Raw genomic sequence first — 14197 nt, 5'->3', positions numbered from 1 at the left:
TTCACCTTTTCCGGCCAACGTAGCGTCTGTAGGCCGGATGAGTGGAGCGCTATCCGGCACGCCAGCAGCGCACGTCGATTCCCGAATCAAGCCTGCGTGGCGCCTGTCGGTTTTCACATCCGCTACCGGCGAGCGGACACCGTTCGCGAAAGAAACACCCCACCGGCAGAACCCGGTTGCCGGGCAACTCCGTTTTGCGAATCACCAGCTCTTCGGCCAGCGGCGCGCCGGTTTTCGGCACGGAATCCAGCAGCAGACGGGTATACGGATGTGCCGGGGTGGTAAGCACCTGCGCCGTATCGCCGAGTTCGACGATTTGCCCGAGGTACATCACCGCCACCCGGTCGCTCATATGACGTACCACCGAGACGTTATGCGAGATCAGAATGTAGGTCAGATTGCGACTGGCCTGCAGTGCAACCAGCAGGTTCAGGATCTGCGCCTGAACGGAAATATCCAGCGCTGATGTGGGTTCATCCAGCACGATCACGTCCGGTTCTGACGACAGCGCGCGGGCAATAGCAATACGCTGACGCTGCCCGCCGGAGAAGGCGTGTGGCAGACGGTCGAGATATTCCGGGCGGATCCCGACCTGGCTTGCTAACGCGGCGGCCAGCGCCCGACGTTCCCTCTCGCTGCTGCGCTTGTGGATCCACACCGGTTCGGTGATTATCCGCCAGACGGGCAGACGCGGATCCAGCGAAGAGAGCGGGTCCTGAAACACCATCTGCATTTCGGTCGACGCGGAGTCCTGTTGATACTGTCCCTGGCTGGGTTTCAGCATCCCCATAAGCAACTGCGCCAGCGTACTTTTACCGCAGCCGGATTCGCCCACGATCCCCAGCGTTTCGCCCCGACGGATCTGTAAATCCATCCCGTTGAGCGCGTGCACGCGTTCGGTCACCCGTCCCAGCCAGTTTTTCTTCGCCGGGAAATCAACGTGCACATCTTCTAAGGCCAGTAATGTTTCAGACATGGGAACTCTCCAGATGGGGATACCAGCAGGCCGATCGCTGGTCGCCAGCGCCGAGGGGGCTCATGGTGGGTATCGTTTCGCAAAGCGGACCCGCGGCAAAACAGCGATCCCGAAACGCGCAGCCGTGCGGCAAACGGGTGAGATCCGGCACGGTGCCAGGGATTGCCGGCAGCGGTTGACGCGGTTCACCCTGTTCCGGCGCGCATTTGAGCAGGCCAATCGAATAGGGATGGGTCGGATGGTGAATCACGGCATCGGTCGGGCCGCTTTCAATGACGCTTCCGGCATACATCACGTACAGCCGGTCACACAGTTGCGACACCACCGCCATGTCATGGCTGATAAACAGCACGGCCGTGCCGCTGGCGCGGGCTTTGTGCTTCAGCAACCGTAGCACCTGCAACTGCACGGTGACGTCCAGCGCGGTGGTGGGTTCATCGGCGATGATCAGTTCCGGCTCGCAGGAGAAGGCAAGGGCGATCATGACCCGCTGACGCATCCCACCCGAAAGCTCAAACGGAAAGCGGCTCATCACCCCGGCGGCGTCGGGGATCTGCATCTCTTCCAGCAGGGTAATCGCTTTTTCACGGGCCTGCGCACGACTCACCGTCTGGTGGTGGCGAATCACCTCTACCATCTGCTGGCCGATACGGCGCGTCGGGTTGAGGGCCGTCATCGGCTCCTGGAAGATCATCGCCACGCGGGCGCCGCGCCACTGACGCATCTGCTTCTCACTGGCGTTCAGCACATCTTCGCCCAGTAACGAGACGCGCCCCTGATGGATGCGATAGCTGCCTTCCGGCAGCAGACGCATGGTGAGCATCGCCGTGACCGACTTCCCGGAACCTGATTCGCCTACCACGCCGACAATCTCGCCGCGATGAATGCGCAGCGACACATGGCTCAGTGCATGAACATCGGCTTTGTATCCCGGAAAGCTTAAGTGTAAATCGTCTATTTCCAGCACCGGTTGAGTCATCACTGTTTTCCTCCTGCTTTCGGATCCAGCAGATCGCGGATCCCGTCACCGAACAGGTTAAAACCGACGGCGGTGATCAGGATGGCGGCACCGGGGAAGGCGCAATACCACCACTGATCGAGAACATAGTTGCGACCAATTGCCACCATTGCCCCCCATTCTGCGCTCGGTTGCTGGGCACCAAGCCCGATAAAGCCCAATGTTGCCGCCATCAGGATGGCGCTGCCGATATCCAGCGACGCCTGCACAATCAGCGGCGGCAGCGAGTTGCGCAGGATGTGCCAACTGATCAAATGCCAGCGGGAGGCGCCGTACGTGCGGGCAGCCTGCACATAGGCAAACTGGCGCACGACCAGCGTTTGTCCGCGCGCCAGTCGCACATAAAAGGGAATGCGCACAATGGCAATTGCCAGCATCGCGTTAAGCAGGCTCGGACCCAGCGCGGCGGCCAGCGCCATCGTCAGCACCAGAGAGGGGATCGACAGCATGATATCCATCATCCGCATGATGATGGCGTCAGCGCGACCGCCCATCACGCCGGACAGACAACCGAGCAGTGAGCCAACGCCGCCGGCAATCCCGACCACCACCAGCCCGGCGACAATTGACTGCTGGCTGCCCACCAGCACGCGACTGAACAGATCCCGTCCGACCTCATCCGTTCCGAACCAGTGCGCCGCCGTCGGCGGCAACAACCGCGCGCTTAAATCAATGGCATTCGGATCGTAAGGCGTTAGCCACGGCGACAGCACCATCAGCAACAGCATCAAGACAATGATCGCCCCGCCAATTAGGGTCAGCGGACTGCCCTTCATCAGCCAGAACAGTCTGGCCCAGTCTATGCGCCGACGCGTCGCGCGAACCGGCGTCGGGGTCTCTTCGGTTAACATCATTCAGCACCTCCGCGCCCGATGCGTGGGTCCACCCACAGATAGAGCAGATCGACCACCAGGTTGACCAGCACATAAGCAAAAGAGACCACCACGGCAAAGCCCATCACCGCCGGGAAATCAAGCGCCTGAATCGACGTTACAACCCAGGCGCCCATACCGGGCCAGGCAAAAACAGTTTCGGTCAGTACTGCGCCATACAGCAAATCGCCCAGCGCCAGTCCAAGTACGGTGATCGACGGGATCAGCGCGTTGGGCAGGGCGTAACACAGTACGATGTACCAGCCGGGAAGACCGCTGGCTTTAGCCGTGCGGATATAATCTTCACTGAGCTGTTCCAGCATCGCAGAACGAATTTGCCGTGCCACAATCCCCAGATGAACGAACGCCAGCGTCAGCGACGGTAAAATCAGATGCTGTAGCGCATTGAAAAAGACCTCGCCGTTGCCTTCCAGCAGGGCATCAATCAGATAAAACCCGGTGACATGCGTCGGCGGATCCAACCAGTCATCCAGTCGTCCGCCTCCCGGTAAAATGTGCAGTTGTCCGTAAAACAGCACGATAACGCCCAGGCCCAGCCAGAATGCCGGCGTTGAAATACCGGTGATCGCCATCAGGCGCACCAGATGGTCCAGCCAGCGATTACGCCAGACGGCGGAGAGGATGCCTAACGGAATACCGATGACCAGCGCCAGCAGCAGCGAGCAAAAGGCCAGCTCCAGCGTGGCCGGGAAAAAGACGCGCAGCTCTTCCATCACCGGACGTCCGGTGCGAATCGAAATGCCTAAATCCCCCTGGAAGACATCGCCTACGTAGCGGGCAAACTGCACGTACAGCGGTTGATTCAACCCAAGCTGTTGGCGAATGTTCTCGACAATCTCTTCGCTTGCCCGGTCGCCCGCCAGCAGGCGCGCCGGATCGCCGGGGATCAGGTGCGAAATAATAAAGGTGATGACGCAAACGCCGGCCACGACAAGGACAAGTCCCCAGCAGCGCTGGCGCAAAATGCTCCAGAAAGTCATTGGCTTCCCCTGGCGGAGCCAGTACGGCTCCGCATTAACGTGGCTTATTTGCTCATGGTGCCGATATTAAAGACCTGCTCGAGCATCGGATTGAACACGAAGCCTTTGACCTCTTTGTTCATCGCTAACTGGTAGTTCTTCTGGAACAGATAGACGTAAGCCGCTTCATCAATGACTATCTTCTGTGCCTGTTGGTAGTCCGTGGTTCTGGCCGTCTGATCGGTCGTGCTCAGCGCACTGCGCAACAGCTTGTCGACCTCGGCGTTTTCATAGAACGAGCGGTTTCCGGGCAGTCCTTTCTTGTCAGACTCGAACCAGTAGTTCATGAACATATACGGGTCAGCGAAGTCCGGACTCCAGTTGCCGATGGCGATGTCGTAATCGCCTTTACCCACGCGATCGCGCATCGTGGCATTCGCCAGTTTTTCCAGCTTCACGGTAATGCCCAGTTTGCCGAGGCTGGCCTGGGTGGCGAGGGCAATTGGCTCCCAGTTTGGATCGTTATCGGAATAGAGGAAGCTCAGGCTGGTGGGTTTGCTGGCGACTTTCTCCCATTCTGCTTTCGCTTTGGCTTCATCAAAGTGATATTGCAGCGCAGTGGGGTCATAGCCCCACATGCCTTCCGGGATCGGCCCGCGCATCTGTTTGCCGTTACCGCTGAGGATCCCTTTCACCATGCCCTGATAGTCGGTGGACCAGGAGATGGCCCGACGCAGTTCCGCCTGATTCAGCGGCGCTTTGCTGTTGTTCAGATAAAGATAGGTCACGCGCAGCGACGGATAGTCCGCCACCGCAACGCTGCCTTCCTGTTTTAACGCGCTGAGCTGATCCACCGGCAGGGCATCGGCGATATCGATATCGCCACGTGACAGTTGCAGGCGACGCGACGCGCTCTCACCAATGATTTTCACCGACACGCGTTTAAAATTCGGTTTTGGCCCGGCGTAATGCGGGTTCGGAACCAGCACCAGTTGTTGACCTTTCTGCCAGCTTTTCAGCATAAACGGCCCGGAGCCTGCGGTGTTTTGCGCCAGAAAGCCGCGAGCGTCATCCGCCGCATGCGCTTTCAGCACGGCAGGGTTGATGATCGATGCACCGTCATTGGCCAGGGTATAAAGGAACGGGGCGAACGGTTGGCTGAGGGTAAATTTCACCGTGTGCGCATCAACGGCTTCCACTTTGAGATCTTTGGGAAACGCTTCTGCGGGCCCCTGGCTGATTTTCAGCAGACGCTCGAAGGACTGTTTCACCGCCTCGGCGGTCACGGCGGAGCCGTCGGCAAATTTGGCCCGATCGTCAAGCGTAAAGGTCCACTCTTTCTGATCGTCAGAGGCTTTCCAGCCGCTTGCCAGATCGCCTTCCACTTCGGTAGAGCCTTTGTCACCCTCGGTTTTATACTTCACCAGCCGCTGATAGGACGGATAAGTGACCGTCCAGTCGTTATTATCAATGGTAACCGCCGGGTCAAGGGTTTGCGGATCGGCGGCTTTGCCGATCACCAGCATGTCTTTCGGGACGGCAGCCTGAGCCGCAGGCAGGGTCATCGCCAGGGCAACAGCAATCAACGCGGGGCGAAATAGCAGAGTTAATTTCATGATGAAGCTCCGGAATCAAAAGGATGTGTGTGTCGTTGTGGTCGTAACGGGAAAGCAGGCAATACAGTCGTCCAGCAGCGGATAGCGACTCGCGGCGGGTAACTCAAAATGCCACCACTCGCTGCTGATGCCGACGAAGCCACCGCCAAACATAATGGCGTTGAGTAACAGTCGGTTACGCTGCGCGGCGGCAGGAACAGAAGGGTGGTACGCATGGGAACGGTCGTGCATCTCATCAAAACCCGCGCCCATATCCAGGATCTTGCCGTTCGCGTCTTTCAGGGTGACGTCGATGGCCGTTCCGCGACTGTGGTTAGAGCCGATGGCGACATCGACCACGTACTGCGGATCGGGGCAGGCATCCCACAGGATCGACTGCGCCTGCTGTGGGCGATAGGCGTCATAAACCACCAGAGAAAGGCCCGCCAGTTGCGCGATGCTGATGCTTTTTGCCAGCGCGGTGACGGCATCCTGATGCAGCAGGCAGCGCGATTCGCGATAAATCGGCGCGCCGGTCAGGTTATCGGCGGTCGCGTATTTGAGGTCGATATCCAGCGTCGGAAAAATCACCGACAGATCGGCCAGTTGCGGAGTTTCAGACATAGCACGTTTCCTGTTTATTGTTCGAATTGACCAAATTCTTGTTGTAACTGGCGGTTGGTCTGTAACCGCCCGGTAAGTGAATCGCCCAGTTGTTCCGCCACGCCGGAAAGCAACAGGTTGAACAGACAGCTCACGGGAGCCAGCGAATCCCAGAAGTGTCCGGTGTCGGTTTTCACCTGCAGTAAGTCGATGGCGTAATCTCGCGCCCAGGGGCACCAGATATCGGTTACCAGCGCCAGCGGTATTTGCCGCTCGCTGGCGACGCGGCAATACTGCCGGGCGATGGCGGAATAGGCGCGGGTATCGGTCAGCACCACATACGGTTTCTCAAACCCGGAATTGAGGGACTCCACCCAACTGCCGGAGAGTCCTTCGGAATAGTTCACCCTGGGCCGCAGATACTCGAGGTGACTGAAAAAAGCGTTGGCGATACCCCGCGTCGACTGGATCCCCAGCACATATACCGCTTCCGCCTGTGCCAGTTGCCGGATAATGCGCTGGAAAGTTTCCCCTTGCGCCAGTTGATAAACATGGGCGATCGCATCTATCTCCAGCGACAGCGACTGACGTGCGCGGTCCGGCAACTGCTGCTGTTGCTGCCAGGAGTCCAGACGCTCGTTCATGCCCCAGGGCTGATAGGGAACGCCCGGCAGTTCCCGCAGGCTGGCTTTGACATCTTCCAGATTGCGGTAGCCGATTTTGCGCAGGTAGCGTCCGACGGTAATCCCGCTGGTGCCCGTCGCTTTGCCAATGCTGTCGGCGGTTTCAAACGGGATCTGCGCCGCATGGGTTAACAGCCAGCTGGCAACGCGCTTTTCGCTCGGCGTATGCAGGCTGAAGGTCTGTTCAATTCGGGTCAGTAACTCAGGTTTTGCTGTCATCACCGTCTCGCTGTTACCAGGCTGTCAAAAGTCCGCTCACTGTTAGTCAATTAACAATGCAGGACGCGTGCCATGTTCGGAAACGCCGCCGCTGCGGGCGTCAATTGTTAAAATGACGCCGATTTTATTAACCAATGATCAACATTTGTGCAGCGTAGTGCAGTTTTGGTGCAACGGTAAGGTGGAAGGGCGTTTATCTGCAGGATACGCAGGCGGGATCACATTCTCGCGGCGAAATAAGCGGCAAACATCGGGATCGGTACAGGGAAATATCAATAACAGCCATAACACGTGTACATGTATTTATTTCTTTGAGGGGAAGGGTATTATTTTTCTCGTTCTACATTAACGGTTTAAAGCGCTCATGTAGAGGTTATTTATATCATTAACGGAGCCATCATAATGAACAAATTCTCCCTTTCTACAGCAGGTATTTTAGTGGCAGCGCTGTTGACCAGTGTTAGCGTAAATGCAGCAACAACAGACGCGAAAACCGACGTCACCCCCAAAAGCATGAGCTGCCAGGAGTTCATCGACCTGAACCCGCAGACGATGGCACCGGTTGCCTTCTGGGTATTAAATGAAGATGAAGACTTTAAGGGCGGGGACTACGTCACTTTCGATGAAACCGTGACAACCGCCGTTCCTCTAACGGTTGAAATCTGTAAAAAACATCCGCAAAGCGAATTGGCTAAAATCAAAGACGAAATCAAAAAAGAATTAAGTAAATAAGATTAAGCGCTTATTTAAACCCAGCCAGAGTGCTGGGTTTTGCTATTTGTGACAACGTCACATTATTAATTTAAGACAATATTGGATTTTGTATAAAGCTCTAAAACCACGTGCCGATACTGAATATAAATTAGTCTGGAAATAAAAGGATGTTTATATGGTCTGGTATCCGTCACGTATTTCGACTCGTTTGACACTCGGGGGGATCGCGTTACTTGCCGTAACGACGTTAGTTATTGTAGTTATTATGCTTTGGCGCGGGCAACCTCGCGTCGTTGAAATCAACACGGCGTTGATCGAGGAGACCGGGCATGGCCTGACGCGTCAACTCAGCAGCGTCCTGTCACGCATTGAGGGAGAAACCGTTAGCCTGTCGCGCCTGGCCGAAGTCCTGCCAAATGACGAAGCGCTGTACCGCGCGGTTGTGCCGCGTTTACTGGGCGAACAAAATAAGTCGATCATCACCGGGGGCGGAATCTGGCCTGAGCCCGATGCCTTCACGCCCGGTGTTGCGCGTCGCAGCTTTTTCTGGGCACGCAATACCGACGATAAGCTGGTGTTTTCCGATGAATATAACGCCCCTGGCGGCAACGGTTACCACAGCGAAAGCTGGTATCAGGGGGCGAAAGGTCATTCAAAGGAAAACTGCGTCTGGTCTGATGTTTATCAGGATGCTATTTCCGGAATCAACATGGTGACCTGCAGCATTCCGTATCAACTGGCGGGTAAATTCGCCGGTGTGGCAACGACAGATATTCGACTCGATAACGTTGCCAGCTTTATGCAGCAGCAGGGTGGGCGCACCGGTGGATACGCCTTTGTGGTCGATAAGCAGGGACAAATTCTCTATTTCCCGCAAAACGATCGGGATCATTACAAAACCGTTGGCGATCTGGTGAAGGCTTCCGCGTGGCTGAGTCCGGTCGCGCAGCGTTTGCAGAAACTGCGCACCGCAACCACCGATGTCTCCTCCATTGCACTGGAAAACGACGGCATTCTGAACGCGCCGTCACGCGTGATGCTGTTCCCGATGGCTGATACCGGTTGGGTGGTGGGGCTGGTGACGCCGCAAGAGCGCATCGTCGGACTGGCGAAAGTGATGATGCGCGATGTTCTTGAAGTGCTGATCCCGGTCATGACGCTGTTGCTGGTGGGCTCCTGGCTGGTGGTCCGCCGTTTAATTGCCCGTCTGGACGACACGCGCCGGGCGCTGGACGATATCGCACAGGGTGAAGGCGATCTGACCCGTCGCTTAGAAGTGAGAGGTAAAGACGAAATTTCGGCGATTGCGCAGGCGTTTAACCTTTTCGTGGATAAAATCTCCGCCATCCTGCTTACGGTGCGCAGCAGCAGTGAGGTGGTGGCGAACAACGCCGTCAGCCTTGCCGACAGCAATACTGAATTGTCATCACGCGTCACCCAGCAGGCGGCGGCGCTGGAAGAGAGTGCCGCCGCGATGGAGCAACTTAATGCGACCGTACATCAAAATGCCAGTAATACCCAACTGGCCGATGAGCTTTCAGAAAGTACAGCGCAAACGGCTAATCGTTGCGGAGACGTCATGCATGGGGTGATTTCGACCATGGATAACGTCAGTGCCTCATCGGGTCGAATGGTTGAGATCGTATCCGTGATTGACAGCATTGCTTTCCAGACGAACATTCTCGCGCTCAATGCCGCCGTGGAAGCGGCCCGCGCCGGGGATGCCGGGCGCGGATTTGCCGTCGTGGCATCGGAAGTCAGAACGCTGGCCCAGCGTAGCGCTACCGCCGCCCAGGAGATCAAAGCGCTGATTGATGAGTCGGTATCTCATGTCGATAACAGCAGCCAGCAAATTCATCATGCCGGCGATCGTTTACAGGAACTGGTGGGGCATGTTCGTCAGGTGCGTCAGTTAATGGGGGAAATTCGCGTGGCGGGAGAAGAGCAGCGCAAGGGCGTGGCCGAAGTTACGCTCGCCGTGACGGAAATGGACAGCACGGTTCAACAGAACGCCTCGCTGATTGATGATGCGGCGGCGCGCACGCATATCTTAAAAGCCGAAGCGGAAGAACTGGCCTTGCAGGTATCATCGTTTAAATTGCCGTAACGTCGTTGTGATGGAATTGCCGGAGGCGACGTTGTCTTATCCGGCCAACACATGACATCCCCCCAGAGGCCCGGTAAGCGACAGCGCCATCGGGCCTCTCATCACGGTGAATCAGATTTTCAACGGCAGCGCCGTCTGCATCCAGGTGGCTATCTCATCTGCCGGAATGGGACGGGAAAAATAATATCCCTGAATCACCGGACAATTCATTGAGCGCAACAGCTCAAATTGTTCCTTCGTTTCAACGCCTTCCGCAATTACCATCAGGTTCAGACTCTGCCCAATGCTGATAATTGCTTCCAGCAAAGACTGAATGCGTTTCTCGGTCTGGCAGCGATCGACAAAGGTTTTATCAATTTTTAATTCTGTTACGGGCAGGCTGACCAGGCGGGAGAGGCCGGAAAAACCGGTGCCGAAATCATCGATCGACAGTCCCACGCCCATGTTGCGTAAGATCTCAATGCGCCTGAGGATCTCTTCATCCTGCTCCATCATCATGCTTTCGGTGATTTCGACCGTCAGCTGATCGCCCGGAATGGCAAATTCCACCATCGCTTCCGAGACCTGGTCCGGCAGCTGATTGCTGCGAAAGTGCAGGGCGGAGAGGTTCACCGACAGGGTCGGAATGGTCAGCGACATCGTGCGCCATTCCGCCAACTGGCGACACGCTTCTCTGACCACCCAGCGACCAATATTCTCAATTTCGCCCGTCTCTTCAGCGAGCGGAATAAAACGATTGGGCGGTACGTGACCGTGCACCGGATCGCTCCAGCGCGCAAGCGCTTCGAAACCATACAACTCGCCGGTCTGGGCAAAGATCTGCGGCTGATACACCAGCCGCAACTGGTCATTGGCAATGGCATTTTTCAACGCCGCGCCCAGTTGCAGACGTTCTTTCACGGCGAGGTTCATTTCCGGGTTGAAGAACTGCCAGCCGTTACCCCCCGCTTTGCGAATGAAATCCATCGCGTTGTGGGCCGTGGAAAGCAGATAATCACGTTCTCGTCCCACCTCATAGCTAATCCCGATGCTGAAGGTCAACGGGAAGGGCTTGTCGTCATAAAGTGTCGCTTCACTGCCAATATTGATCAGTTCATCCGCAAACTGGGTGATATTGCTCATTTCGTGGTCGTCACTGACCAACACAAACTGCGTGCCTTCGATACGGCTTAAATACTGATTGGGTCTGAGCCGGTCGCGAATTTTATTGATAACCTGCTGTAAAACCTGATCGGCCACGGCGTAGCCAAGACTGTCGATGACATCCTGGAAGTGATCGACGCTGATGAGAAACACCACCGGCGAGAAGGCTTTTGCACCAACAATGAGATCGTCGAGATAGGCGTGCAGGTGATTGCGATTGGGCAGACCGGTGAGCGGGTCAAACTGCAGGAGATGCTCGATATGTTGACGGCTTTTCTCCTGTTCCAGCGCCAGGGCCGCCATATGCTGGCTGATATCTGCCACGCGTTCAATAAAGGCGCTGGTCTCTTTCCCTTTTGCCGTTTTAATTAATAGCGTCCCGGCCGGCTCACCATCACGTTGACGAATGGTGAGCGTCCAGACGCTCAAATCCTTCGCGTCGATCTCTTTTGATGACGCGGCCCAGAACTGGCGGGCGTTATCTTTCAAGGCATACAGCGAAACATGCGTATCCCGCAATACCGCTTCGATATTGCGGCAAATAATGTCACCCATTTCGTGAAACGGCGGGCTGGTGCACATTGCCGCCAGAATATTGCCTTCGAGCTGGCGAATCTGCCGTTCTTCGGTGATATCAGAAAAGGTCATGACCAGGTTTTGCAGTTCACGACGCGGGTCATGAACCGGGCTGACAGACGCTTTAATCCAGATCTTTTCGCCCGCACGGGTGACCATCAGAAACTCATCCTGATCGCGGGTCGTTTTCCAGAGTAGCTGTTTGAGTCTCAGGCGATTATCCGACGGCTCTTCGGGAATATTGAGCAGGTCATCCGGTTGTTGACCCGACGCATCGGTAATGCCGTAGCCAAACATTTCGGTAAAGGCGCGGTTACACTGAACAATGCGGCGCGCAGGGTCGAGCACAATCACCGGGCGGTCGAGATGATCGACCGCCAGCACCAGCAGACGTTTCTGTTCTTTTTGTTCCATCTCTACGCTGGCATCTCGCACAAACGCCAGATAGAAAATCTTGCCAGCCACGTTTACTTTTGACAGGGCAAAACGCGTCCAGACTTTGCTGCCGTCTTTTCGTTCCAGCAGCAATTCCCGGCTCATCCCTTCGACACGCGCCTGGCCGCCTTCACGGTTATGACGAATGTAATCCGGGTGAGCGGGGCGCAAATCATGGGGAATGAGCATCGAGATGCCATTACCGATCACCTCGTCACGACGATATCCCCAGAGCTTTTCCGCTGCCGGATTAAAAAACAGGACTTCGTCATTCTCATTAATTAATACCGCTCCCATCATATTCTGCTCAAGAGCAGGAAAGAAAATGCTGTCTCCGGAGCCTTCAACGTCGGTTAGCTTCATTTTTTACCTCTGCATCCGGATATTTCTCAGGAAGCTGGTTTCCAGAGTTCAACACAATTCCTGCCTCGTCTTTTTGCCGTATACAGAGCTTCATCTGCGATCTGAATTAAGCGCTCGTAATCCGGGTGACCATTAAACATGGCGGCGCCAATTGACAGTGAAAGCGGAATGATTTCGCCATTCGGCGATTTAATTTTGGTTTTCTCGACGCGACTGCGAATACGTTCGGCAGTGCGCAGCGTATCGGTTTGGTTCGCCTCGGTAAGAACGATAACAAATTCATCGCCCCCGTAGCGGAAAACATAGTCACTGCTGCGTACGTTATCATAAAAAGCCTGAGAAACCCGACGCAGAATATCATCACCGGTATTGTGTCCCCAGGTGTCATTGATCTCTTTAAATTTATCGACGTCGATAATCAATACCGAGAGCGGAGTGCCGGCGCGATTAGCATGGGCGATCTCACGTTTAAAAATGGTCGGCAGGAAGCGACGATTCAGTAATTTAGTTAACACGTCCATCCCCACCTCATGGCGGGAAACTTCTTCAAACAATTCGCGCAGCAGGGTGATTATCTGCGAGATGGAATTGCGGATTTGCAGCAGGAACTTCACTCGCGCCGCTTTATTGTTCAGCGCTTTTGTTGAGCCATTGGCGTTATGAAAAATGCCGTCAAAATCCTGAATTAAGCGTGAAATATGGCCAACTTCAGCAATGCCACTGAAATAATGCCGACCTTTGTGATTGAACCACAGGCCAAAATCCGCCTGACTCAGCGGCAGGCTGTTGCCCAGATCGGAATCGAGTAACACTTTATAAATAATGTCCATTTCCCATGAAAGCAGGGCGCCAATTTGTCGCTCTTTCTCTTCTTCCGCATTTTCCAGCAGGGTGAAAATACGATAATTTTCATCCTCTTTGGCGGCCGTACTTTCACTGAATGAGAAGGCGCGGGACATCACTTCCATTGCCAGATCGATGCTGTTTATAGAAAAATGATAAACCTGTAATTTTTCAATTGAATCATGGTGACCATCAATAATGATGGGGTAGAGGATCTTTTTCAGAACCCGGAAACCCATTTCGACCAGTTCAACCGGAATACCTATACGCGCATGCACCTCAGCAACCGTATGTTGATCTTTTATAAGCTGGTCAATATCGTCAACCTTGCAGGAGAGAACGTTGATAATCCAGAGTTCGAGGGCATTTTTAAGCTGTCTCTCAACCTGTTCATTACTCAAAAACTCTTCGGCATGCGGATCGGTGAGAACATCGCGATAGAACTCAATGCTCAGGGTATGTGCATGGGCCTTTGCGATCTCAGACGCAAGCTGGCGAATGTGAGGGTGGGTGTTTTCAACCAGTGCCTCCCATTCGTTTTTCATTCTTTTAAGATACATCTCCATGATGCAGATCCTTACAGTGGTTAGCGAACAACATTGCGGCCTGGGTCATATGCACATTCGGGATAGTAAGATGAATCTAAAGCACAGAACACCTGAAATGTAGCATGGGTACATTAATGAAATAGTGTAATGCCTTAAGCCATATTTTCATGCAATCAGGCGAAGTAGGCCTGAAATAATTATGGATATAGCCAAAAGTAGCAAAAAAAATCCTTTTTAAGCGACTTTTTAAACTAATCGACTTCTGAAAAGTATAGTCCATCCTTTTGAGCGTTGAGAGGAATGAGTAACCCGCGCAGGATGACGAATGGTATCTTTTATCATCTCGCTGTTTTTCAATTTCATGAAATGACATGAGTGATTTTTTGAAAGAAATCTTCATCATTATGTAATAAATCCTATTTTTTACGCCGGGGAATAATCAGCGTATTTTTTGACGCTTATTTCCGCCGTTATTTATTGATCATTCGCCGTAGAGTTGATCGCCAACAACCCTTCAGATCA

At 54.5% G+C, this 14197-nt stretch carries 11 protein-coding genes; 2 read left to right on the top strand and 9 right to left on the bottom strand.

What is annotated here, in order from left to right; genetic code table 11:
• Positions 1-49: 49 nt before the first annotated feature.
• Genes OGY35_RS20350 through OGY35_RS20320 form a run of 7 tightly spaced genes read right to left on the bottom strand, consistent with a single transcriptional unit; the run spans position 50 to position 6946 of the window.
• Entirely contained in the window at positions 50-976 is a 927-nt protein-coding gene (locus tag OGY35_RS20350) for an oligopeptide/dipeptide ABC transporter ATP-binding protein (protein ID WP_286633271.1), read from the bottom strand.
• Entirely contained in the window at positions 969-1955 is a 987-nt protein-coding gene (locus OGY35_RS20345; RefSeq protein WP_286633715.1) for an ABC transporter ATP-binding protein, read from the bottom strand. Before OGY35_RS20345 ends, OGY35_RS20350 begins: the two co-directional genes overlap by 8 nt.
• Positions 1955-2848: a D,D-dipeptide ABC transporter permease gene (ddpC, locus tag OGY35_RS20340; protein WP_286633270.1), complete on the bottom strand. Its 894-nt coding sequence runs from the start codon at positions 2846-2848 to the stop codon at positions 1955-1957. Before ddpC ends, OGY35_RS20345 begins: the two co-directional genes overlap by 1 nt.
• Positions 2845-3867, bottom strand: a complete 1023-nt coding sequence (locus tag OGY35_RS20335; RefSeq protein ID WP_152404681.1) for an ABC transporter permease — start codon at positions 3865-3867, stop codon at positions 2845-2847. Before OGY35_RS20335 ends, ddpC begins: the two co-directional genes overlap by 4 nt.
• A gap of 44 nt (positions 3868-3911) precedes the next feature.
• Entirely contained in the window at positions 3912-5462 is a 1551-nt protein-coding gene (locus OGY35_RS20330; protein ID WP_286633268.1) for an ABC transporter substrate-binding protein, read from the bottom strand.
• A gap of 15 nt (positions 5463-5477) precedes the next feature.
• Positions 5478-6065, bottom strand: a complete 588-nt coding sequence (gene ddpX / locus OGY35_RS20325; RefSeq protein ID WP_286633267.1) for a D-alanyl-D-alanine dipeptidase — start codon at positions 6063-6065, stop codon at positions 5478-5480.
• A gap of 14 nt (positions 6066-6079) precedes the next feature.
• Positions 6080-6946, bottom strand: a complete 867-nt coding sequence (locus OGY35_RS20320; protein ID WP_286633266.1) for a MurR/RpiR family transcriptional regulator — start codon at positions 6944-6946, stop codon at positions 6080-6082.
• Between the two features lie 402 nt (positions 6947-7348).
• Here OGY35_RS20320 and hdeB point away from each other — a divergent pair, with 402 nt between their 5' ends.
• Both hdeB and OGY35_RS20310 read left to right on the top strand, forming a co-directional pair.
• Positions 7349-7678, top strand: coding sequence for an acid-activated periplasmic chaperone HdeB (hdeB, locus tag OGY35_RS20315; RefSeq protein WP_286633265.1), 330 nt, complete (start codon positions 7349-7351; stop codon positions 7676-7678).
• Positions 7679-7835: 157 nt separating this feature from the next.
• Positions 7836-9767, top strand: a complete 1932-nt coding sequence (locus tag OGY35_RS20310; RefSeq protein ID WP_286633264.1) for a methyl-accepting chemotaxis protein — start codon at positions 7836-7838, stop codon at positions 9765-9767.
• A 111-nt stretch (positions 9768-9878) separates the two neighbouring features.
• On the opposite strand, the gene dosP is transcribed toward OGY35_RS20310, so the two are convergent.
• A complete protein-coding gene (gene dosP / locus OGY35_RS20305) occupies positions 9879-12284 on the bottom strand; it encodes an oxygen-sensing cyclic-di-GMP phosphodiesterase DosP (protein WP_286633263.1) in 2406 nt (801 codons plus the stop codon).
• Between the two features lie 26 nt (positions 12285-12310).
• Positions 12311-13693, bottom strand: coding sequence for a diguanylate cyclase (locus tag OGY35_RS20300; RefSeq protein WP_152404696.1), 1383 nt, complete (start codon positions 13691-13693; stop codon positions 12311-12313).
• Positions 13694-14197: the final 504 nt, after the last annotated feature.

Source organism: Citrobacter sp. Ct235, from assembly GCF_030332305.1.
Lineage (GTDB): Bacteria > Pseudomonadota > Gammaproteobacteria > Enterobacterales > Enterobacteriaceae > Citrobacter_A > Citrobacter_A telavivensis.
The sequence above is the reverse complement of the archived record's forward strand: the minus strand, read 5'-3'. Positions and strand labels throughout refer to the sequence as shown.